General features: G+C 60.7%; 18 protein-coding genes. 13 read left to right on the top strand and 5 right to left on the bottom strand.

Annotated features, from left to right (window positions below):
• The first annotated feature begins 189 nt into the window (after nucleotides 1-189).
• The 12 genes from ABHR63_RS02580 to larD all read left to right on the top strand — a co-directional run bounded on the left by ABHR63_RS02580 (nucleotide 190) and on the right by larD (nucleotide 15463).
• Nucleotides 190-1173 (top strand): DMT family transporter, encoded by a 984-nt coding sequence (locus tag ABHR63_RS02580; protein WP_320676469.1) that lies wholly within the window; start codon nucleotides 190-192, stop codon nucleotides 1171-1173.
• A 115-nt stretch (nucleotides 1174-1288) separates the two neighbouring features.
• Entirely contained in the window at nucleotides 1289-2584 is a 1296-nt protein-coding gene (locus ABHR63_RS02575; protein ID WP_346964895.1) for a M20 family metallopeptidase, read from the top strand.
• 9 nt (nucleotides 2585-2593) lie between these two features.
• Complete coding sequence (locus ABHR63_RS02570; RefSeq protein ID WP_199577017.1) at nucleotides 2594-2830, top strand: hypothetical protein; 237 nt, start codon at nucleotides 2594-2596, stop codon at nucleotides 2828-2830.
• Nucleotides 2831-3133: 303 nt separating this feature from the next.
• Entirely contained in the window at nucleotides 3134-4447 is a 1314-nt protein-coding gene (gene hisS, locus ABHR63_RS02565) for a histidine--tRNA ligase (RefSeq protein ID WP_148332450.1), read from the top strand.
• A 258-nt stretch (nucleotides 4448-4705) separates the two neighbouring features.
• On the top strand, nucleotides 4706-7519 hold the full coding sequence (locus ABHR63_RS02560; protein ID WP_390448702.1) for a phosphoenolpyruvate carboxylase: 2814 nt from the start codon (nucleotides 4706-4708) through the stop codon (nucleotides 7517-7519).
• A 371-nt stretch (nucleotides 7520-7890) separates the two neighbouring features.
• Nucleotides 7891-8616: a response regulator transcription factor gene (locus ABHR63_RS02555; protein WP_346964894.1), complete on the top strand. Its 726-nt coding sequence runs from the start codon at nucleotides 7891-7893 to the stop codon at nucleotides 8614-8616.
• Complete coding sequence (locus ABHR63_RS02550) at nucleotides 8613-9641, top strand: sensor histidine kinase (protein WP_346964893.1); 1029 nt, start codon at nucleotides 8613-8615, stop codon at nucleotides 9639-9641. Before ABHR63_RS02555 ends, ABHR63_RS02550 begins: the two co-directional genes overlap by 4 nt.
• 96 nt (nucleotides 9642-9737) lie before the next feature.
• Nucleotides 9738-10493 (top strand): ABC transporter ATP-binding protein, encoded by a 756-nt coding sequence (locus ABHR63_RS02545; RefSeq protein WP_346964892.1) that lies wholly within the window; start codon nucleotides 9738-9740, stop codon nucleotides 10491-10493.
• Nucleotides 10480-12363, top strand: coding sequence for an FtsX-like permease family protein (locus tag ABHR63_RS02540; protein WP_346964891.1), 1884 nt, complete (start codon nucleotides 10480-10482; stop codon nucleotides 12361-12363). The genes ABHR63_RS02545 and ABHR63_RS02540 overlap by 14 nt, the downstream gene beginning before the upstream one ends.
• Before the next feature lie 104 nt (nucleotides 12364-12467).
• On the top strand, nucleotides 12468-12848 hold the full coding sequence (locus ABHR63_RS02535) for a hypothetical protein (protein WP_346964890.1): 381 nt from the start codon (nucleotides 12468-12470) through the stop codon (nucleotides 12846-12848).
• Between the two features lie 556 nt (nucleotides 12849-13404).
• On the top strand, nucleotides 13405-14682 hold the full coding sequence (gene larA / locus ABHR63_RS02530; protein ID WP_346964889.1) for a nickel-dependent lactate racemase: 1278 nt from the start codon (nucleotides 13405-13407) through the stop codon (nucleotides 14680-14682).
• 49 nt (nucleotides 14683-14731) lie between these two features.
• Complete coding sequence (gene larD, locus ABHR63_RS02525) at nucleotides 14732-15463, top strand: D/L-lactic acid transporter LarD (protein WP_346964888.1); 732 nt, start codon at nucleotides 14732-14734, stop codon at nucleotides 15461-15463.
• Between the two features lie 308 nt (nucleotides 15464-15771).
• Here larD and ABHR63_RS02520 read toward each other — a convergent pair whose 3' ends face one another.
• The 4 genes from ABHR63_RS02520 to serB form a co-directional block, all read right to left on the bottom strand.
• The gene (locus ABHR63_RS02520; RefSeq protein ID WP_346964887.1) at nucleotides 15772-16311 is read right to left on the bottom strand and encodes a TetR/AcrR family transcriptional regulator; all 540 of its coding nucleotides are present in this window, start codon (nucleotides 16309-16311) and stop codon (nucleotides 15772-15774) included.
• A gap of 2 nt (nucleotides 16312-16313) precedes the next feature.
• Nucleotides 16314-17225 carry a nickel pincer cofactor biosynthesis protein LarC gene (larC, locus tag ABHR63_RS02515; protein WP_346964886.1) on the bottom strand — a complete coding sequence of 304 codons (912 nt, stop codon included), beginning with the start codon at nucleotides 17223-17225 and terminating at the stop codon, nucleotides 16314-16316.
• A 10-nt stretch (nucleotides 17226-17235) separates the two neighbouring features.
• Complete coding sequence (gene larB, locus ABHR63_RS02510; protein WP_346964885.1) at nucleotides 17236-18018, bottom strand: nickel pincer cofactor biosynthesis protein LarB; 783 nt, start codon at nucleotides 18016-18018, stop codon at nucleotides 17236-17238.
• Between the two features lie 114 nt (nucleotides 18019-18132).
• A complete protein-coding gene (serB, locus tag ABHR63_RS02505; RefSeq protein WP_346964884.1) occupies nucleotides 18133-18768 on the bottom strand; it encodes a phosphoserine phosphatase SerB in 636 nt (211 codons plus the stop codon).
• Nucleotides 18769-19024: 256 nt separating this feature from the next.
• Here serB and aspS point away from each other — a divergent pair, with 256 nt between their 5' ends.
• Complete coding sequence (gene aspS / locus ABHR63_RS02500; protein ID WP_117583379.1) at nucleotides 19025-20812, top strand: aspartate--tRNA ligase; 1788 nt, start codon at nucleotides 19025-19027, stop codon at nucleotides 20810-20812.
• 305 nt (nucleotides 20813-21117) lie between these two features.
• Here aspS and ABHR63_RS02495 read toward each other — a convergent pair whose 3' ends face one another.
• Nucleotides 21118-22134, bottom strand: a complete 1017-nt coding sequence (locus ABHR63_RS02495; protein ID WP_346964883.1) for a LacI family DNA-binding transcriptional regulator — start codon at nucleotides 22132-22134, stop codon at nucleotides 21118-21120.
• Nucleotides 22135-22395: the final 261 nt, after the last annotated feature.

Genomic DNA, 22395 nt, shown 5'->3' with positions numbered 1-22395 from the left:
AACGCTGTCAGAACATCGAGGCCTTCCAGTTTTACACTTTATTATGCTGGATTGCGATGCAACGCTGGTTGTTGCTACAGTAGCGGGGCGTGCCGGGGGTCCGGTGCGCCCCGTTTTTATTTGACCATGAGGCGGCACGCAGCCATACGCGTGCGGACACCACGCCCAGATTGAGTGTGAGGATGTTCCATGGCCCAATACGCTGCCAACGAAATCGAGAATATGCCCGATAGCCCTGTAGCCCGCGAAGACCTAGGTGCCGGCGGTGCCTCTCGCGGTGCCGGTGCGCGCTCGCCGCTGTTCTGGAAGGTCTTGCTGCTTTCGGTGGCGGTCATCTGGGGCTATTCCTTCACCACCATGAAGGATGCGCTCGATACCATTCCGGTGTTCGAGCTGCTCTACATTCGTTTTCTTCCGGCGTCGTTGGTCATGCTTGCCATCTTCCACGAGCGCATTGTTGCCCATTTCAACGCTCGAAACCTGATTGTTGGACTTGGCATGGGCGCGCTCATGTGGGGTGCCTACGGTTTGCAGACGATCGGCCTGGCACAGACCACGGCGGGCAAGAGTGCATTTTTGACGGGCACGTACTGCATCTTGGTTCCGTTTGCGAGCTACGTTCTAAGCGGCGAAAAGCTTACCCGTTACAACTTGGGCGCCGCGTTGCTGTGCCTGGCGGGCATTGGTCTGGTGGCGCTCGATAGCGTCGAGTTCAATGTCGGCGATGTCATCACACTGGGCGGTGCGGTCTTCTTTGCCATCCAGATGGCGGTGACCGCCAAGTATGGCCGCAAGATGGACATCAACGTCATCACGTTTTGGATGTTTGTGGGCAACGGCGTGCTGAGCCTGATCTCGTCGCTGCTATTCGAGATCCAAGCGCCGCTGTCCGTTTGGACGCCGAGCTTTATCAGTGTGATGGCGTTTCTCTCGGTGGGCTGCACATGTGTGGCTCTGCTCATCCAAAATGTCGGCCTGGCGCATGTCCCGGCTTCGACGGGCTCGCTGCTCCTTTCGATGGAGTCGCCTTCGGGTGTGCTGTTCTCGGTGCTGCTGATGGGGGAGGCGCTCACCTCGCGCCTGCTCGCCGGCTTCGCGCTCATCTTTCTTTCGATTATCTTGAGCGAGACGCATTTCGATTTTTTGCGTCGAAAGCCGCGCCCGCAATTGTAAACAATTTGTTGCGCCGCCTCCCGGGGCGGCATTTTTTATGCGTCGCCCTTAAAGTAGTACCTTGCACTTTACGCTATCAAAGTGCTTGCTGCAAAAACGTTACTGGAGGGCATCTATGGCACCAGCACTGTCCGATCTTCAACCGCAATCAGCGCCCAAGGCCACCGCGGCGGCGCAGACCGCTATCGGTGACGGTCTTGTTGCAGAAGCTCAGGCTTTTGCAGACGAGCTCGCTGCGTGGCGACACGATTTACATCAGATGCCCGAGCTGGGTAATAGCCTCCCGCAGACCTCTACGTATATCCAAGCGCGCCTGACCGAGATGGACATCCCATTTGCTACGCTCGTCGATGGTTCCTGCGTTGTGGGCCTTGTCGGCGCCGGTGCCGCCGCGGCCCAAGGCAATGGCATCTGCACGAATGAGCAGGCCGGTACGGTCATCATGCTGCGTGGCGACATGGACGCCCTGCCCGTTGCCGAGGAATCCGGCGAGCCCTTTGCATCCACCAACGGCTGCATGCACGCTTGCGGTCACGATATGCACGCGACGGCGCTGCTTGGTGCGGCTCGTATGCTCAAAGCGCGCGAGGCAGAGCTTGTTGATGCCAACGCTACGGTTAAGTTGCTGTTCCAGCCGGGCGAGGAAACCTTTGAGGGTGCCCGCGCCGCCATCGCCGACGGTCTGCTGCAGAACCCGCGTCCTCAGGTCGCCTTTGCCATGCATGTCAATAGCCAGTCGCCGCTCGGCCTGGTGCTCTACGGCAGCCCGGCGCTCTCGGGCGTGTACGGTTTTCGTATCACGCTTCAGGGCAAGGGCGGCCATGGCTCGAGCCCCGAGATTTGCATCGACCCCATCACGGCCGGCGTGCATGTGCATCTGGCGCTCCAGGAGCTTATCGCTCGCGAAGTGCCGGCGGCCAAGGAGGTCGCACTGACCGTGGGTAAGTTTGCCGGTGGCCAAGCGGCCAACGTCATCCCAGATACCTGCGTGCTCGAAGGCACGCTGCGCGGCTTTGACGTTGAGCTCATGGAGCACCTCAAGGAGCGTATCTCCGAGGTTGCCAATGGTGTCGCGGCGACCTATCGCACGCCGGCGACCCTCGAGACACTCTCGGATGTTCCCCCGCTCGTACTCGATGACGACATGACTCAGGCGTCGCTTGGCTACGTGGGCGCAGTGCTGCCCAAGGCGGCTTTCTTGCCGCTTTTCCATGCCATGGCGAGTGAGGACTTCGCGCTTATCTCGAGCGAGATTCCGAGTGCGTACTTTACCGTGGGCGCGGCCGTAACCGACACGGACGAACACTTTGCCCAGCACCATCCCAAGGCACGTTTTAACGATGCCGAGCTGCCGCTCGGTGCCGCGGCCTATACCGCCGTCGCTTTGGGCTATATCGCCGACCACCGGTAGCACCCAACCTTGCCTTTCAAGCCTGCGGGCATGGCCGACCTGGGTAAGGTCACGGGCACCATCACCTCGCTTGAGATGGTCGGCGGCACCGTAGGCGCCATTGTCTCGGGTGTGTTGTTCGATGTCACGGGCTCCTTTGCGAGCACCTGGATCGTGTGCCTGATGTGCTCCGTGGTTATGCTTGTGTTCCTGTTGGCGTCCGAGCCCATCGCTGCCAAGCTGCGCGCGAGCGTGGCGGGGGAGTAGACGTCCGTCGCTCTTTTCTGTTCGCCCCGTTCTGTCCGTGGTTGCCCTGGAAGCCGAATGGATGCTCGTACCATCATTCGGTTTTCAAGGCGGCCACGGGCCTACGAATGATCCGTTTTCCTCCGTCCCTAACAGATCATGTGACCCGAAGGGGTCGGAGGAAAGCGGATCGGCTGTCGCGGCGGCGCGTCTGGCCGAACGAGCCCCCATACCCTCGTTCGGTCAGACGCGCTGCCGCGTTTTGTTTTTGTGCCGTATAATGACCACTACCTATGACGCGATACAAAAGAAAGGTGTTTGCCCATGCAGGCACAGAAGGCGGAGGGAACCCGCGACCTTATCGGCGCCGAGATGCGCGCTTGGCAAAAGATGCAGCAGATTGCGGCCGGCGTATTCGAGCCGTTTGGCTTTAAGCCCATCGAGACGCCCGCGATCGAGCAAGTGGACGTGTTTGTCCACGGTATCGGCCAGTCGACCGACGTCGTTCGCAAGGAGATGTTCCGCGTGTTTAGCGGCGCCAACCTTGAGCGCGTCTTTACCGAGGGTACCGATACCAAGCTCAAGCCCAAGCAGCGCCTGGCGCTTCGCCCCGAGGGCACGGCCGGTGTGGTGCGCGCCGTTGTGGAGAACAACCTGGTGCCCCAGGGCTCCACGCCGTTTAAGGCTTACTACGCCGAGGCTATGTTCCGCGGCGAGCGTCCCCAGAAGGGTCGCCTGCGTCAGTTCCACCAGGTAGGCATCGAGTGGCTCGGCGCTCCCGATCCGGCGGCAGACGCCGAGTGCATCATTATGCTCATGGAGTTTTACAAGCGCCTGGGCTTCGATCTTTCCAAGCTTCGTCTACTCATTAACTCGATGGGCGATGCCCAATGCCGTCCGGCCTATCGCGAGCAGGTCAAGCAGTTTATCCTCGATCACGCAGACGAGATGTGCGATGAGTGCCGCGAGCGCGCCGAGCTCAACCCGCTGCGTGCCTTTGACTGCAAGAACGACCACTGCCGCGAGATCATGGCCGACGCCCCGCTGATGGGCGACAACCTGTGCGATGAGTGCCGCGAGCACTACGAGCAAGTCAAGCGCTATCTGGATGCCGCCGGTATCGAGTATGTCGAGGATCCCACCTTGGTGCGCGGCCTGGACTACTACACCCGTACCGTCTTTGAGGTCGAGGCTCCCGGTGCCGGTGTCGGCTCCATCGGCGGCGGCGGCCGCTACGATGGCCTCGTCGAGCTCGAGGGCGGCAAGCCCACGGCAGGCGTCGGCTTCGCCGTCGGTTTTGAGCGCGCCCTGCTGGCCCTGCAGGCCTTTGGCAGCGACCTGGGTGCCGAGGAGGTCCCGTGCGTCTACGTCGCCAATGCCGGCAAGGAGCTGCGTCAGAACGTCTTTACCATTACGCAGCAGCTTCGCGCCGCAGGGATTGTGACCGAGGCCGACTATCAGGGCCGTTCGCTCAAGGCCCAGTTTAAGCAGGCCGATAAGGTAGGCGCCAAGCTCATCCTGGTCCTGGGCGGCGACGAGCTTGCCGCCGGCAAGGTCAAGGTGCGCGACATGCAGAGCCATGACGAGGTTCTCGTCGATCTGGCCAACGTCGTCGAGGCGGTTCGCGAGCGTCTGTAGCGTATGATTTTTGAGCTGCGGACCCGCTAACATGTCCCGCTCGCGACGAGCTATTGTTACGGGGGTGTTTCGCATTTATGCGGAATGCCCTCGCTTGCATATGCCGCCCACCGAGAAATACGACCATTTGGGGCAAAAACCCTTGCAATGCAGAAAATACTTTTGTGTGGTAAAGCGCAATCAGTGTCGAAAGTATTTCTCAAACGCCTATAATGAATACCGCATGTTACGTGCATAGAAGGAGGAATGGGAGGAAACGTGGCTGAGAACCTAAGCAACCAGTCTGTACCCGAAGCCGCGGCGCGCGTCGCTGCCGTGGTCAACCGCCTCGTTAACCGAATCGGCTCGAATGCCGAGTCCAGGGAGCGTCTCGCCGAGATCGAGATCCCCGAGGAGCTGCGCGACAATCTGGCGCTGTTCTTGCGCCTGGAGCGCCGTGTGCTTAGCGAGTATGATCCCGAGATCGCGGACCTGTTCGACAAGATTTTGACAGCCGAGATTGTGGTCAATGCCGGCAACCCCGGTACCTGCGCTGCCGACGAAGCCGTCGACGAGCAGGGCGTGCCCACCGCCGACGAGCCCACTGCCGTGGCATTTCGTGAGGTCGTCGATTTGATCGACAGCCTGCCGCTCGATAAGCAGCAGGTCATCGTTCGCGCCTTTACGAGCTTTTTCCATCTGGCAAACCTGTCGGAGGAGAACTACCGTGTGGCGCAGCTGCGCGAGCGCGAGGCCGGTGCGTCGACCGATACCGAGGTCGATCCTGCCAACGAGCTTACCGTTGCCTATCACCAGCTGGTGAATGAGCTGGGTGTCGAGGGTGCCAACGAGCTGCTCGACAAGCTCGAGTTCCACCCTGTCTTTACCGCACATCCCACCGAGGCCCGTCGTAAGGCCGTCGAGGGCAAGATCCGCCGTATCTCCAACCTGCTGGAGGAGCGTCCGCGTCTGGGCGGCTCCGACCTGGTGGAGAACGAGCGCCATATGCTGCAGGAGATCGACGCCCTGGTGCGTACGAGTCCCATCGCGCTCAAGAAGCCCACGCCGGTCGAGGAAGCCGATACCATCATCGACATCTTCGATAACACGCTGTTCGACGTTATCCCCGTTATCTATCGTCGTTTTGACGATTGGGTGCTGGGCGACAAGGCCGGTACTGTGCCGCCGCTGTGCCCGGCGTTCTTCCATCCCGGCAGCTGGATCGGTTCCGACCGCGACGGTAACCCCAACGTCACCGCCAAGGTGAGCCGTGAGGTCGCCGCCAAGTACTTTACGCACATGGTGCTCAAGCTCGAGGACAAGTGCCGCCACATCGGCCGCAACCTCACGCTCGAGGCTACCTACAGCAAGCCGTCGGCCGAGCTCATTAACCTGTGGAACCATCAGGTCGAGATGAGCCCTCGTTACACGGCCCGCGCCGAGCTGATCTCCGAGCACGAGCCGCATCGCGCCGTCATGCTCGTCATGGCCGACCGCCTGAACGCCACCGTCCGTCGTATCACCGACACCATGTACCACAGCGCCGACGAGTTCCTGGATGACCTGCGCGTCGTCCAGCGTTCGCTGGCCGCCTGCGGTGCCGTCCGTGCTGCCTACGGCCCGGTCCAAACCATCATCTGGCAGGTCGAGTCCTTCGGCTTCCATATGGTCGAGATGGAGTTCCGTCAGCACTCCGTGGTGCATGCCCGCGCCCTTAAGGATATCCACGAGAACGGTATCCATGGCGACCTGCAGCCCATGACGCGCGAGGTCATCGATACCTTCCGCGCTATCGGCTCCATCCAAAAGCGCTACGGCAAGAAGATGGCGCACCGCTACATCATCTCGTTCACCAAGAGCGCCCAGCATGTGGCCGACGTCTTTGAGCTTGCCCACCTGTCCTTTGCACACGAGGAGGATGTCCCCGAGCTCGACGTGATCCCGCTGTTCGAGCAGCTCGAGGACCTCGAGGGCTGCGTCGACGTGCTCGACCAGATGCTTACGCTGCCCGTGGTGCAAAAGCGCCTTGCCCAGACCAACCGCCGCATGGAGGTCATGCTGGGCTATTCCGACTCCTCCAAGGACGCCGGTCCTACCACGGCCATGCTCGCGCTGCACTCCGCGCAGGAGCGCATCGCCAAGTGGGCCGAGAAGAACGATATCGACCTGGTGCTCATGCACGGTCGCGGCGGTGCCGTGGGCCGTGGTGGCGGCCCGGCCAATAAGGCCGTGCTGGCGCAGCCCAAGGGTTCGGTCAACTGCTTCTTTAAGCTCACCGAGCAGGGCGAGGTCATCTTTGCCCGTTACGGCAACCGCACGCTGGCTCAGCGCCATGTTGAGTCCGTTGCTGCCGCAACGCTTTTGCAGTCGGCCCCGAGTGTCGAGAAGACCAACACCGAGACCACGCAGAAGTTCTGGGATATGGCCGAGAAGCTCAACACCGCAAGCCACGAGCGTTATCTGGACCTGCTGAACACCGAGGACTTTACACCGTGGTTCTCGACCGTGACGCCGCTGACCGAGGTCGGTCTGCTGCCGATCGGCTCGCGTCCCGCCAAGCGCGGCTTGGGTGCCAAGTCGCTCGACGACCTGCGTACCATCCCGTGGATCTTCAGCTGGAGCCAGGCGCGCATTAACCTGGCCGCTTGGTACGGTCTGGGCACCGCCTGCGAGCAGCTTGGCGATCTTGACCAGCTCAAGGCTGCCTACCAGGAGTGGCCGTTCTTCCGCACCTTTATCGACAACATCGAGATGTCGATCGCCAAGACCGACCAGCGCATCGCCAAGATGTATCTGCACCTGGGCGACCGCGATGATTTGTCCGAGAAGGTCTTCACCGAGATGCAGCTCACGCGTAAGTGGGTCCTTGCCATCGTCGGTGATGAGTGGCCGCTGCAGCGTCGTCGCGTGCTCGGCTGCGCCGTTCGCGTGCGTAACCCCTACGTCGACGCTCTGTCCATCGCCCAGGTCCGCGCCCTTCGCGAGGTGCGCATGAATCAGGACGAGATGGCCGAGGAGAAGAAGGCCGAGTACATGAGCCTGATTCTTTCGACTGTGACCGGCGTCTCGGCAGGACTGCAAAACACGGGGTAATCGATAGCCCTGGAGTCGTTCGGGCCCGCCATAGGCTTACTTTTAGGCACGTCCTCGGACATGCAAGAAGCCCTCGCTGCGCACTTCGTGCGGCGAGGGCTTCTTGCGTCCTGCGGAGTGTGCCTAAAGTAAGCCTATGGCGGGCCCTCCTCTTGAGCCTCTCCTCCCACCGCAGCCTTTCCCTGTTCTCTTTCTCGCGCCGTCTCTTCTCGAGCGCCCACTCCTCGGACAGGCGGGGCACCGCGAGCATGCTCCTTTTAATTGCCAACAGTCCCGGAACGTATCTTCTCCAATAAAACCGCCGTCTCATTGCTATCAGAGAAATGGTTCATAATGTCTTTGTGCGAACTGTAAGGATTATGGGGAGCAAGATGAATAAAGAATCGGGCTTCACTTGCAAACACAAAAGAATACTCGTTGTCGAGGATGATGAGAACCTAGCCTCTATCGTATCCGAGCATTTCGAACGTTTCGGGTACGCGACGGCGGTTTCCGACGGGCGAGCTGACGTGATGGACCTCTTCCGCTCTTTCGCGCCGCATGCGGTCCTGCTCGACATAGGCCTCCCTGGAAACAGCGGATATCACTGGTGCGATCTCATCAGAAGAGAAAGCCGATGCCCCATCTTGTTCATCTCCGCGCAATCGGGCGAGGCGGATCAAATTCTGGCCCTTATGCGGGGCGCCGATGACTTTGTCTGCAAGCCGTTTTCGCTCGATATCCTCAAAGCGAAGATAGAAGCCCAGCTCCGCCGTGCGTACGGGGAGCTGTCGGGCGGTGAGGAGGACCTCCTTTCCTACGGGGACGTGCGTCTTTCCGATCGCAAGATGACGATTGCCTGTGAAGGCAGGGAAGCCGAGCTCACCAAGACAGAGCTGATGGCCCTCAGGCTTCTGGTCGGCGACGGCGGCTGCATCGTCAGCCGCGCTCGCCTGCTTAGGGAGGTATGGGACGACGAGTGCTTCGTGGAGGACAACACGCTGAACGTCGTCATAGGGAGGATACGGAAGCGACTCGCCCAGGTTGGGTCCCACGCTGAAGTCAGGGCCGTCAGGGGCGTTGGCTACGTGCTTGAGATGCCCGAGGAGGAGAAATGAGGGCGTTGCGGATCGTGTCCCTTTTCCTGCGCGATTCAGCATGGACGGCGTTCGTCGTGATGGCGGCCTCCTTGGCCCCTCTTGCCTGCATGTTGCTTTTGGACGGAGGATCCCTGGCAGTCGATTGGCCTTATTTCCTCTTCCTTTCCCTCTTTCTCCTTTTCGTTCTGTTCGCCGTGCAGCTCGCGAGATCTTGGGGTTTCTATTCCGAAGCCGAAAGGGCCATCAGGGAATCCAGCCCGATCGAATGGAGGAGGCTCGGAGGCTCGACCCCTGTGGAGCGATGGGCCAGGATGGCGGCCTCGAGAACGGAGGAAGCGTGCTCAAGGGAGGCTCATCGCCTTGCGGATGAGCGATCCGAGCGCGATGCGCTCGTCTTATCGTGGGTGCACCACGCCAAGACACCGATCGCCGTGATTCGCCTTATTTCGGAATCCAGGGGCGCCGATGCCGATATGGAGCGCCTCGGTAGCGCGGCGAGGGAGCTCGACCGCAGCCTCGACTCCTTGATTCAGGTGGTACGCGTCGATTCCCCCGAGACCGATCTGAGGATAGGAAAGGTCGACGTCGCGCGCCTCGCCCGGAACGCCGTCAACGGTGTTCGCGATCTTTTCATCGAACGGGAGGTATTTCCCTCGCTGAGCGTCGATGGAGATGCTCTCGCCTATGGGGACGAGAAGCTCATCTCAATCATCCTCGACCAATTTCTTACCAATGCGGCGAAATACAGCCCGCGTTCGTCCCACGTGTTCGTCTCCATCGCGAGTTTCTGTGACGGAGAAAGCATCGAAGTGTCCATCGAGGATGAAGGATGCGGCATATCCCCGGAGGACGTGGGACGGGTGTTCCGGCCGTTCTTCACGGGGGCGAATGGCAGAAGAGGGGAAGCCTCGACGGGAATCGGTTTGTTTCTGGCTAAGAAGGCGGCTGACGCCATGGGGGCGGAGCTCTCGCTTTCCCAGCGCGATGGGGGCGGCACTGCGGCTCGATTGCTGCTTCCTGCGGCGAATGCGCCACAAAGGTGACAGAACTGACATGTTCGCGACACGTTCATCGATTCAAAGCCCTTTCGCCTCGGGGTAGCATGCGGTTCGTAGTTCTTTGAATGAAAGGAGTCGCAGGTGAACGTGCTGGAGGTTTCCTCCCTTTGGAAGACGTACGAGGGCGCTTCGCCTTACACCGCGCTGGAGGATGTAAGCCTCAATGTCGCCAAAGGCGAGTTCGTGGGGATAATGGGCCCTTCGGGCAGCGGAAAAAGCACGCTGCTCAACGTGGTTTCGACCGTTGACCAGCCGTCGCGCGGCACGGTGCGGGTCGACGGGGTCGATCCTCACGGATTGGGAGATGAGAAACTCGCGGAATTCAGACGCCGGAAGATGGGTTTCGTGTTCCAGGATTTCAACCTGGTCCATACACTCACGGTCGAGGAGAACATCATCCTCCCCCTCGCGCTCGACGGGTGGCCGGCGGAAAAATCGCGCGCTCGCGCACAGGAGCTCGCGCGCGACCTAGGCATCGCATCCATTCTCGGCAAGAGGACCCACGAGATATCGGGTGGCCAGGCGCAGCGCGTCGCGATCGCCCGCGCGGTGGCGGCAAACCCGTCGCTTTTGCTTGCCGACGAGCCAACGGGAAGTCTCGACTCCGCGTCGACGGGGCAGGTCATGCACCTTCTGTCGGACATGAACAGGGCAGGGGCGACGTTGCTCATGGTCACGCACGAGCCGCTGGTCGCGAGCTACTGCAGCAGGGTCCTGGTGCTTCAGGACGGCCGCATCTACCTCGAGATCAACCGCGGCGCTTCGCAGAAGGAGTTCCATCAGCGGATCATCGACGCGATGAACCAGCTCGGAGGTGTTGAGCATGACATTGCTTGACATCGCCAGGAACAATGTTCTGAGGTCTTGGAGGGACTACGCGCTTCATTTCGCCAATTCCGTTTTCGCGGTCACGGCTTTCTTCCTGTTCGTGTGCCTCGCCCTGCATCCCGAGATGGGCAGGGCGGACGCAGAGAGCACGATCGGGATCATCTCTGCGTCGTCGGGTGCACTCGTCGCGGCGTTCTCGCTCGCCTTTATTGCGTATTCGGAGTCGTGCTTCCTGCGGGCTAGGAGCAGGCAGTTCGGCTTGATGGCGATGTCGGGCGCCTCGAAGAAGCAGTTGAGGAGGATCGTGCTCGCGGAGAACGTGATCATCGGGCTGTCCGCGATTGTCGCGGGCATCGTCCTGGGAACCGCGTTCCTCAAGCTGTTCCTGATGGCCGCGGGCAGGGCCATGGGCGTCGTCGCGTTTGGTTTCTATCTGCCTGTAGCGCCCGCTATTGCGACCGTTGCGGCGTTTCTCGCTGTATTCTTCCTCTCCGGCCTCCTTGGGGCGAGGGGACTGTCCAGGAAGAGCGTGGGGGAGTTGCTCGACGCCGATCGCATTGCGGAGGGGAAGCCCTCTGTGAAGGCGGCCGTTCTTACGGCTGTCGCATGCGCGATGCTTCTTGTTGCGGGGCTGGCCATGGGCCAAGGCGATGCGAGCATCGTATGGAGCTTCGCCCTCGTTCTGGGCGGCGTGGGCCTTCTTGCGTCGGGAACGTTCCTCGCGTTCTATCTTTGTTTCGCGGTGGGGCTCTCGAGGCGCAGATCGACAGGAGCGCATTACGAGGGGCTGTCCATGCTGAAGGCCGCCGCGTTTCAGGAGTCCCTGAAAGGGAACCTTCAGTCGATGACCGTCACCGCCGTGCTCTGCTCCCTCTCGTTCTTCGCGCTCGTCGGGCTTTTCACCCTGTCCGACGGGGCGCTCGAGAAGACGAAGGAGATAGTCCCGTATCCCGTCAGCTATATCGCGAGGGGCGACGACGTGCCCGTCTCTGACCATGTGGAGATGCTCGAGTCCGCCCTTGCGAAAAAGCCGGGACTCGTGGGGTCCGTCTTCGGATTCTCCTGGGCGGACGACGCGAGAAACGCAGTCATGAGCGAGAGATCCTACAACGAGTCCGCCGCCGTCGCGGGTCGCAATCAAATCTCCTTGGATTCCGGCGAGGCGCTTCTCCTTCCTGGTTCGAAGAGCTTCGATCCGAGCGGGGTTCCGGCGTCGGTCGAGAACGCCCTGGGGGACCTTGACGTGATGCGCGGGGAGGGGCTCGTCCTGCTCGACGGGTACGCGTCTTCGGTCACCGTACTCGACGACGCTGACTACGAAGCGGCGGGATTCGGCGGTGATGAGACGCAGGTGCATGCATACACCTACGAGGGATGGGAGTCCGATTCCGAGTTGACTGCGGCAATCGCTGACATCGTGGACTACGCCAGGGAAGGCGCGGTTTCTCTGGTTCTCGCGAGGGGCTACTACGAGGCGGACCGCGTGCAGTTCAGCCTCATGCTGTACCTGGGGAGCATGCTGAGCGTGTCGTTCCTGCTCGCGTCCGCCAGCCTCGCCTACTCGCGCCTGAACGCGAGGGCGTTCGAGGAGGGCGTGCGCATGAGACCCGTCGTGAAGCTCGGGCTATCGAGGAGGGGACTGGAGAAGGTGTGCCGGTCGGCATCGCTTCGGATTCTCGCCGTGCCCCTCGCGGTCGCGCTCGCGTACCTCTGGGTGGGCATCGCGGCGGTCGCCCTCTCCGCCGATGTCGAGATCATCGGTCCCGGTATCGGATTTACTTTGGTCGCGCTGGTCGCGGGCTTCGTCTGCTGCGCTCTCGCGACGACCTCCTACGCGTCGTCCGTTGCGAATGCCGCATTCGGAGCGAAGGCGCGTTAGACCGTCTTTGGTAGCTTTCTGAAGAAGGGACGCCTGCCGGTTTCTGGCTGTTCCTTCCATCCAAATCGATCAGTTGATAAGGAACCGGCAGATTGGAATAAACGATGAAATTCAGGACGCTCATGTTTACATTGGCTGCATTCGCTTTAGCAGGTTCTTGCCTTTTGGTTGGTTGCGCTATCGCAAAATCGATTCCTTCGGAAAGGGAGAAACAGACGGTTGCGACGGCTAACCAAATCATTTCCGAAGAGTATGGCATTTCTTTTGATGCAAATGACTATAGTTATTCTGTAGGGGAGAAGACCTCGGAAGGAGACTATGTTCCCTTGGGGGATGCGAAAGAGGACTCGAGATCCGCGGGGCGTATCATTTCCGTTTCCGCACTCAAGAAAAACGCGCCTGAGGAAAATGAGATGCACTCCTACTCTCTGGAATACTCCCTGCGGTCAAATCAAATCCTGCATGTCAGCGTGAAATTTGGCTGAGATGGATCTGCTCCGACGAAACGATTGCGCTCACAAGTGAATCGAGGCAATCAGAGCGGGGAGCTAATATGACAATTACCGGTATATGCGATTCGGTATACGAATATCGCTTTGCTAGGAGAAGGGGATGCCTGCACACGGCATCCCCTTTGCAATCTGTGAACTCTCTGATTGAAAACAAAGAAGATTTCCTGATCTGAGCAAGTACCGTCCTCGCCTGCTTCCTCACGAAAGAGCAGGCGAGCGGCCTAACCGAAACCCGCAGGAGGATGGCGGAGGATTACGGCCCGGCGAGCCATGCGGACCCTGCTGTAGAAGCATTCGATGTACTCGAATATCCCTAGCGTCGCCCGCCCCCTGGCCTCGAACGTGCGCGCGTGCGCGCACTCGGCTTTATGAGCGACTCCAGTTCCCTTTGGGGTGGCGGCCGTTTTGTTGTGGGTCAAATATGAACGTTGTGTTAATGAGTCGGTGGACGGTGGTGTTTTTCGGTGAGCGGCGTATCCTTCCAACGGTTTATCTAGTGTGTCAGTTGAAAGGAAGAGGGCGCTCGTCATTGTTTGAATGTGAACTGCCGTTTGACCACAAGACGTTGCATCTGGAGCTCGAGGATAAGAACTTCGCGGGTGTGATGGAAGGTCATCAAAACGAGTTTAAGACTACAAAATCGCAGGAAGAGCTGGTAGAGGAGTCGCTTGCCAACCCTTATGGTTCGCCTTCGCTCGAGGAGCTTTGTGCTGGCAAGAAGGATATCGTCATTATTAGCTCCGATCATACGCGCCCCGTTCCCTCGCGTGTGACGATGCCTATTCTGCTGCATCACATCCATTCCGCTGCGCCCGAGGCTCGCGTGCGTATTTTGGTTGCTACGGGTATGCATCGTCCGTCGACGCACGAGGAGCTCGTCAACAAGTACGGCGAGGAGATCGTTGCCAACGAGGAAATCGTTATGCACGTCGCGACTGACGACAGCATGATGAAAAAGATCGGCACCCTGCCTTCTGGCGGCGAGTGCATCATCAACAAGATTGGTGCCGATTGCGATCTGCTGCTTGCCGAGGGCTTTATTGAGCCGCACTTCTTTGCCGGTTTCTCTGGTAGCCGCAAGTCCGTTCTGCCTGGTATCGCCAGCTACAAGACCATCATGTACAACCACAACGGTCAGTTTGTGAACGATTCCCATTCGCGTGCCGGCAACCTGTGCCACAACCACGTGAGCGAGGACATGTTTGCCGCTGCCGAGATGGCTCACCTTGCCTTTGTGCTCAACGTGGTGCTCAACGGCAAGCACGAGGTCATCGGCTCCTTTGCCGGCGACATCCACAAGGCGCACGAGGCTGGCTGCGAGTTCGTGAAGAGCCTTGCCGGCGTTGAGCCCGTCGAGTGCGAGATTGCCATTACCACCAACGGCGGCTACCCGCTCGACCAGAACATCTATCAGGCCGTGAAGGGCATGTGCTCTGCAGAGGCCACACTTCCCGAGGGCGGCGTGATCATCGATGTCGCCGGTTGTGCCGACGGTCACGGTGGCGAGGGCTTCTATCACAACATCGCCGACAATGATCCGGCAGAGTTTGAGCGCGCCTGCATCGACCGTCCTAAGGACGAGACCCTGCCCGACCAGTGGACGAGCCAGATCTTTGCCCGCATCCTGGCGCACCACCCTGTGATCATGGTTACCGACCTGTGCGATCACCAGATGATCAAGGATATGCACATGACGCCGGTTAACACCCTCGATGAGGCGCTCAAGCTCGCCTTTGAGATGAAGGGTGCCGATGCCAAGGTGGCCGTCATTCCCGATGGCCTGGGCGTTGTCGTCGCTCAGCACTAGTACGCGGCCTAAACGAATCGTTTATAACCGACAAGAAAGATAAGGTTTTATGCTTACCAAACTCCTCTGCGAATTCGGCGCAACGGCCCTCATGATCATCTTTGGCGTGGGCGTGCACTGCGATACCGTGCTCAAGGGCACCAAGTATCAGGGCTCTGGTCATATGTTTGCCATCACCACTTGGTCTTTTGGCATCTCGGTTGCTCTGTTTATCTTTGGCGGCGCCGTGTGCATGAACCCCGCCATGGTGCTTGCCCAGTGCATCGTCGGCCTGGTGCCGTGGAGCAGCTGCATCCCCTTCATGATTGCCGATATGCTCGGCGGCTTTGCGGGTGCCGTGATCGCGTGGCTTATGTATGCCGATGAGTTCAAGGCTTCCGATGGTGTCGTCGATCCCATTGCCCAGCGCAATATCTTCTCGACCAACCCCACCACCGAGGGTACGAACTATGCCCGCAACTTCTTCTGCGAGGCTATCTGCACTTTTGTGTTCATCAGCGCCATCCTTGCTGCTGCTAACCGTGCTGGCGAGAACGTCCTGATGCTCGCCATCTGCGTCGGTCTGATCGTTTGGGCTGTTGGCATGGGCATGGGCGGTATCACCGGCTTCGCCATGAACCAGGCTCGTGACCTTGGTCCTCGCATGGCCTATCAGGTGCTGCCGATCAAGAACAAGGCTGACAACAACTGGAAGTACGGCCTGCTTGTTCCTGGCATCGCGCCGTTTATCGGTGCCGCTCTGGCCGCGCTGTTTGTGCATGGTTTCTTGGGCATGTTCTAGTCTGAGGCTACATAGTTGTCCGCCGTCCGCATGGGGTAACTTCCCAGCGCGTCCTCGGACATGAAAGAACCCCCGCTGCGCACTTCGTGCGGCGGGGGTTCTTTCGTCCTGCGGAATGCGCTGGGAAGTTACCCCATGCGGACGGCTGCGGGGTCTTTGCTGCGCTCGAGCAAGCAACCCAACATATAAATCTGAATTTGGATTTGGATGGGAGGGGCTTGTTGCTGTTGGGGGCGTTGAAACGCGAGCGGCACTTTGGGATGCGTGGCGGCCTGGGTTGGGGCGATGCTTTGGGATGAGCTTCTTACTTAGTTGAAGAGGGGCTTGATGGCTAAGAGGTAGTCTTTGGCTACGTCCTCTTTTGGGGCTTGGAAGTTGTGCCAGGCCCACCATTGGACCATTCCTACGAAGCTTGAGGCTATGTGGTGTAGTAAGAAGCTGCGGTCCATGGTGCCGGCGGGGCCTGCGGGGTCGGCGGGGACGATTTCGGCTGCGCGCGACATGATGGTCTTGCGGAGACAGTCGGCGAAGACGCGTGAGCCGGCACCGGCTACGAGGGCTCGTACGCCCTGACGGCGCTCCCAGAGGTTGTTGAGGATATGCTCGACTTGCACGAGTGGGTCGTCGAGCGGCGTACCATCGTCGTCGAGGGCGTGGGTGCAGATGTCGCTCACGAGCTCGGACAGTAGGTCGTCTTTGCTCTTAAAGAGGCCGTAGAATGTCGCGCGGCCTACGTGGGCGCGAGCGATGATGTCGCCGACAGTGATCTTGCCGTAGTCCTCCTCGCGAAGGAGCTCGGAAAACGCCGTGACAATAGCGGCGCGGCTTTTTTCTTTGCGGGCATCCATGGTTATGCATCCACTTGAACAAGCAGGCAACGGAGCGTGCCGGAGCAACCCTCGTAGGGACGCTTGCCGGCGCCGTAGCCGACGGCTTCGATGCGGTAGCGTGCCGGCAGGTGCTCGGACGTGCGCAGCGCGGCGACGATGGCGGCGCCCGTGGGCGTCACGAGCTCGCCGGCGACCGGTACGGGCGTGAGGGCGATATTGCCCGCCTGGCATAGGTTGACAACGGCGGGGACGGGAATGGGCATGAGGCCGTGGGCGCAGCGGATGGTGCCGTGGCCCTCGGAAAGCGACTCGACAACGATGTCCTCAATACCCAGGTCATCGAGGCAGATGGCGACAGAGCAGACGTCGACGATGGAGTCGACGGCGCCCACCTCGTGGAACATGACGGTTTCGGGCGTTTTGCCGTGGGCCTTGGCCTCGGCGGCGGCAAGTGCGGTAAAGATGGCGAGCGCACGACGCTTGGCGCCATCGCTTAGCTGTGAGCCGTCGATGATGGCGGTGACGTCCGCCAAAGAACGGTGGTGGTGGGCGTGATGGTGACCCTCGTGGCCATGACCGTGGCCCTCATGGTCATGCTCGTGGCAGTGCTCGTGTTCATGCCCGCCATGATCATGATGGTGGTGCTCATGCTCGTGTGTGTGCTCGGCAGCTGCTTCGTTGCCGTAGAGCCAGGCCATGTCGTGGTCGTGGTTCTCGAGCTCCTCTGCCAGCTGAACGTCAAAGTCGCAGGCGTCGATGCCATGCTTGTTTACGCGCGTCACGGAGATCGAAAAGCCGTCGACCGGCAGCGTGGCGAGCTGTTCGCGCAGGTGCTCCTCGCTGGCGCCCAGGTCGAGCAGGGCCGCGACGGTCATATCGCCGCTGATGCCCGAGGTGCCGTCGATGATAAGCGTATGCTGATGGTTGGACATGGAATGCTCCTTAACGGGCGCGGGATGTACCGGCGCTCAGATGATTGATAAGACTTGCCTGGTAGGCGGCACCAAAGCCGTTGTCGATATTGACGACCGAAACGCCACTGGCGCAGGAGTTGAGCATGGCGAGCAGCGCGGCTACGCCACCAAAGCTCGCGCCGTAGCCCACGCTGGTGGGAACGGCAATGACCGGACAGCTCACCAGGCCGCCGATAACGCTCGCCAGGGCGCCTTCCATGCCGGCGATGGCGATGACCACCTGCGCCTGGGCAAGTTCCTCGGCATGAGCGAGCAGGCGGTGCAGGCCGGCGACACCCACGTCGTAGAGGCGGTCGACCTCGTTGCCGTAGAACTCGGCCGTCAGTGCCGCCTCTTCGGCGACGGGCAGGTCGCTCGTGCCGGCGCAGGCGACGACAACGCGTCCGTTACCGGTGGGGGAGGGCTTGCCACCCACCAGGGCGAGCTGGGCGTCCGGGACATATCCCAGGTCGATGTCGTTGTCGAGAAGCTCAGCGGTGCGCGCGGCTTTTTCGGTATCCAGGCGCGTGACCAGGATGCGCTCCTGGCCGGCATCGAGTAATGCTTTGATAATGGCGGCAATCTGCTCGGCGGTTTTACCGGCGCCGTAGACAACCTCGCCGGCTCCCTGGCGCACTCCGCGCGAAAGATCGAGCTGCGCAAAACCCAGATCGGCGGTTGGCGCCGTCTGGATGCGCGTGAGGGCGACTGCCGGGGCGACTGCTCCGTCGGCAACATCGCTCAGCAGCTGCTCAAGATCTCGCTTATCCATATATGTTCCCTTCGACGGCGCAAAGTCTAGCACTCAAAGGGTATGTTTCCGAACACTAAGACAAAATTGTTCGGAAACTATAGGACAGACTGATTCAATTGTTAGACGGATCGGCTAGTCACGCAGGATGATGTCCATGGCGAGCATCAGGTTGCGCTCGTCGATGGCAAACGGGGCGGCTTCGCGCGTCTTAGGCTTGGCGCAAAACGCGATGCCCGTGCCCGCGGCCTGGATCATGGGGATGTCGTTTGCCCCGTCGCCAATAGCGACCGTGTGGGCCATGTCGACGCCGCACTCAACTGCCCAGTCCAGCAGCTGGATGAGCTTGGACTCCTTGGTCACAATGTCGGCAGCCAACTTACCGGTGAGCTTGCCGTCCACGACCTCCAGGCGGTTGGCCAGGCAAAAATCGATGCCCGCGGCGGCCGCGATTTTGTCGGCGACCTCGTGGAAGCCGCCGCTCACCACGCCGACCTTCCAGCCCTTGCTGTGTGCCGAGCGCACAAGCTCCAGCGCGCCGGGGGTAAACGTCACGCGCTCAAAGGTGCGCTCGAACACGCTGTCGTCCAAGCCGGCGAGCAGCCCCACGCGCTCTTCGAGCGCCTGCTTAAAGTCCAGCTCGCCGCGCATGGCGCGTTCGGTGATCTGTGCCACCTGTTCGCCTACGCCGGCCTCTTCGCCCAACAGGTCGATGACCTCCTGGTTGATGAGCGTGGAGTCGATATCCATAACGATGAGGCGTGCAGTCATGACGGGCCTTTCCAAGTGCTGTTTTATTGGGGCATATTGTCGCACGTGACGAGCGCGGGCGGGTGCCGCGGTGCGTCAATTGTTTCGTCTCCGTCAAGTCTTTGGGCAAGAGCTACTTTTTCGCGGCACATCGACGCGGGTGCGATAAGATAGAACGCCATGTCTGGCTGCGCGGTTTACGCAGGCTGGGCAAATCTGTACGACGCCGCCCGGAACGACACGGGGCGGCACAGATCCATAAAGGAGGATCACTGGTATGAGCCAGACCCGTCCCATCGATGAGCATTCCATGCACACCCGTACCTGCGGCGAGCTTCGCTTCGAGAACGTGGGCGAAGAGGTCACCCTCACCGGTTGGGTGAGCCGTCGCCGCGACCACGGCGGCCTTATCTTCTGCGACCTTCGCGACCGCGAGGGCATCACGCAGCTCACCTTCGACCCCGAGCACTCCGACGGTGACGCCTTTAAGATCGCCGAGACCATGCGTCCCGAGTGGCCCATCAAGATCCACGGCGTCGTGCGCGCCCGTGGCGAGGAGACCACCAACACCAAGCTCGCGACCGGCGAGATCGAGGTCCTGACCGACCACGCCGAGGTGCTCAACACATCCGTCACCCCGCCGTTCCAGATCGAGGACGGCATCGAGACCAGCGAGGACACCCGTCTGCGCTATCGCTATCTGGACCTCCGTCGTCCCGAGATGATGGCCAACCTCAAGCTGCGCTCCGACTTTACCTTTGCCATTCGCGAGGCGCTGCACAACCGTGAGTTCATGGAGGTCGAGACGCCCTCCCTGTTTAAGTCCACGCCCGAGGGCGCCCGCGACTTCATCGTTCCCAGCCGTATTCAGCCGGGTAACTTCTACGCCCTGCCGCAGTCCCCGCAGCTCCTGAAGCAGCTGCTCATGGTCGGTGGCGTCGAGCGCTACTACCAGGTTGCCAAGTGCTTCCGCGACGAGGACCTGCGTGCCGACCGTCAGCCCGAGTTCACCCAGGTCGATATCGAGATGTCCTTCGTGGACCAGAACGACGTTATGAGCGCGCTCGAAGAGGTCCTGGCCGATGCCTTCGGCCGCATGGGCGTCGAGATGCCCACGCCGCTACGTCGCATGAACTACTGGGAGGCCATGGACACCTATGGCTCCGACAAGCCCGATACCCGCTATGGCATGCACCTGGTCGACCTGACCGACATCTTTGCCAACTCCAAGTTCAAGGTCTTTGCGACTGCCGCGAACGAGGAGGGCTCTGTCGTCAAGGCCATTAACGCCAAGGGCGCCGGTGCCTGGGCACGTGCCAAGATCGATAAGCTCGCCGGCGTGGCTTCCACGTTTGGCGCCAAGGGCCTGGCATGGATCGCTTTCCGCGAGGACGGCTCCATCAACAGCCCCATCGTCAAGTTCTTCTCGGACGAGGAGATGGCCGCTCTGCGCGAGCGCATGGACGTCGAGCCCGGCGACCTTGTGATGTTCGCCGCCGGCCCGCGTCTGCTCTCTGACGAGATCCTGGGCGGCATGCGTTCCCACATGGCCAACGCACTCGAGATCAAGCGCGAGGGCCACGACTTCCTGTGGGTCGTCAACTTCCCGCTGTTCCATTGGGACGAGGATCGCAAGGCCTATGCCGCCGAGCACCAGCCCTTTACCCTGCCGACCGAGACCGACATCGCCAAGATCGAGGCCGATCCGCTGGCAGCCGGTTCGTGCACCTACGACTTTGTCATGGACGGCTTTGAGGCCGGCGGCGGCGGTATGCGTATCCACAACGCCGAGATGCAGATGTCCATGCTCAAGCTCCTGGGCTTTACCGAGGAGCGCGCCGAGTCTCAGTTTGGCTTCCTCATGGAGGCCCTCAAGTTTGGTGCGCCCCCGATGGGCGGTTTCGCTCTGGGCCTGGACCGCGTGTGCATGCTGCTCACCGGTTCCGACTCCATCCGCGACGTCATGGCGTTCCCCAAGACGGCCAGCGGCTCCGACCTTATGTCGGGCGCCCCGAGTGCCGTTAGCGGCGCCCAGCTCAAGGACGTCAGCCTGCGCCTGATGTAGGCGAGCGGCTACATATTGCCCGCAACGAGGGAAGGACGTGTGCCTTCCCTCGTTTTTTATACGCCGAGATTGTGAGGGCATGGGGTGACCGGGCGTCGCGGAAAGTGCGTCCCGGAATCTGCGTCCAGAACGGGTCGCGCTTTCCCAAAGGGGACCCTCTGGGAAAGCGCGACCCAGAATTCGGCAAAATAATGGGGCACAGTTTCCGGTTGAGCTGTCTAACGGAAACTGTGCCCCAGAATGAGCGCTCAAAACGGGACAGGCTTTCCGCAACAACTGTCTGGCGGAAAGCCTGTCCCAGTTTCTTATAGCGAGTCTCTCTGGACCAGCTGCATGTGCATGACGGTGGTGGTTGGCTCGGCGCCCTTGATCATGTCGAGCGCAATGTTGGCGGCCATGTGGCCTTCTTCGCGCAGGGGCTGGCGGACGGTTGTGAGCGCGGGGACGCAGCGCGTCGCAATCTCGTGATCGTCGAAGCCGACGACAGAAACGTCAGCCGGAACGGATAGGCCTGCCTCGTTGAGTGCGGTGATGACGCCAGCCGCGATACGGTCCGACCCGCAGAGCACGCCATCGAAAGCAATCTCGCGCGCGAGGATCTGGTGCATGGCCTGATAGCCGTCTCCGCTGTTCCAGCCGGTATAGATAACGTTTGCGTCTGGGAGGTCTTCGCCCAAGACGGCGCGGTAGCCGCGCAGGCGGTCGACAACAGCGGGGTTGTCTTGCGGTCCCAACACGGCGACGATATCTTTGCGCCCGCGATCCTTCATGGCGAGTGCCGCAAAATGTCCGCCCTCTTCGTCGTCGGAGTAGACCGTCGAGAACACATCGCGATAGGGGTGGCCCTCAAGCTGGCCGCACAACACGGTGGGTACGCCCAGCTCGCGCAGCACCTCGAGCAGCTCGCTGCCCTTGTAGGGGGAGACGTCGATCACGGCGTCGAACGAGCGGCGCTCAAAGTGCTCGCGTGCGCGGTTGCGCTCATGCGTAGAAGACGCCTGCAAGATAACGGGCAGATAGGACGACTCCGACAGTTCCTCGGTAATGCCGCTCAAAAACTCGCTATAGGTGGGGTCGCTGAAGAGTTCACTCAGGGGCTCGGTCACGAGCACGGCGATGATTTCCGTGCGCCCGACAGCGAGCGCTCGGCCACGAGCGTTGGGGACAAAATTGACTTCCTTGGCCGCCGCGCGGACGCGCTTTTTGGTTTCCTCGCTAATGCGGGGCGAATCGTTGAGAGCGCGCGATGCCGTGGAGCGCGACACGCCGGCAGCTGCGGCAACCTCGGCAAGCGTAGGTGCGGTGCGAACTGGTTGGGTCATGGCGTCTCCTGGAAAATGCGGTCGATGTTGTCACTGATACGGGCTGGTGCGGATACAGCTTACTATAGTGCGTCTGAACAGCGTTCATGATATCCGGTGACCGGCGTCGTTTTGCAACCAAGCCGCAATCGAATACACCTCGTATGGGGGGAGATATCTGCGGGCGTGGCGGTTGCCTACGAGCTTAAGAACGATGTCTTGTGCTGTGTTTCGATACTCAGGGTGACATAAGTGTCGCGGTTGTACAACCGGTTGCACCGT

This window comes from Collinsella aerofaciens (assembly GCF_039752775.1).
Classification (GTDB): domain Bacteria; phylum Actinomycetota; class Coriobacteriia; order Coriobacteriales; family Coriobacteriaceae; genus Collinsella; species Collinsella aerofaciens_R.
Note: the sequence above shows the minus strand (reverse complement) of the source record. Positions and strands in the feature narration are given on the sequence as shown.

Coding starts and splice junctions, on each gene's coding strand:
- aspS (WP_117583379.1), top strand. CDS start 19,025: ATGAGCCAGACCCGTCCCATCGATGAGCATTCCATGCACACCCGTACC.
- larC (WP_346964886.1), bottom strand. CDS start 17,225: ATGTCCAACCATCAGCATACGCTTATCATCGACGGCACCTCGGGCATC.
- larB (WP_346964885.1), bottom strand. CDS start 18,018: ATGGATAAGCGAGATCTTGAGCAGCTGCTGAGCGATGTTGCCGACGGA.
- ABHR63_RS02520 (WP_346964887.1), bottom strand. CDS start 16,311: ATGGATGCCCGCAAAGAAAAAAGCCGCGCCGCTATTGTCACGGCGTTT.
- ABHR63_RS02555 (WP_346964894.1), top strand. CDS start 7,891: ATGAATAAAGAATCGGGCTTCACTTGCAAACACAAAAGAATACTCGTT.
- serB (WP_346964884.1), bottom strand. CDS start 18,768: ATGACTGCACGCCTCATCGTTATGGATATCGACTCCACGCTCATCAAC.
- ABHR63_RS02495 (WP_346964883.1), bottom strand. CDS start 22,134: ATGACCCAACCAGTTCGCACCGCACCTACGCTTGCCGAGGTTGCCGCA.
- ABHR63_RS02535 (WP_346964890.1), top strand. CDS start 12,468: ATGAAATTCAGGACGCTCATGTTTACATTGGCTGCATTCGCTTTAGCA.
- ABHR63_RS02580 (WP_320676469.1), top strand. CDS start 190: ATGGCCCAATACGCTGCCAACGAAATCGAGAATATGCCCGATAGCCCT.
- larD (WP_346964888.1), top strand. CDS start 14,732: ATGCTTACCAAACTCCTCTGCGAATTCGGCGCAACGGCCCTCATGATC.
- hisS (WP_148332450.1), top strand. CDS start 3,134: ATGCAGGCACAGAAGGCGGAGGGAACCCGCGACCTTATCGGCGCCGAG.
- ABHR63_RS02550 (WP_346964893.1), top strand. CDS start 8,613: ATGAGGGCGTTGCGGATCGTGTCCCTTTTCCTGCGCGATTCAGCATGG.
- ABHR63_RS02575 (WP_346964895.1), top strand. CDS start 1,289: ATGGCACCAGCACTGTCCGATCTTCAACCGCAATCAGCGCCCAAGGCC.
- ABHR63_RS02540 (WP_346964891.1), top strand. CDS start 10,480: ATGACATTGCTTGACATCGCCAGGAACAATGTTCTGAGGTCTTGGAGG.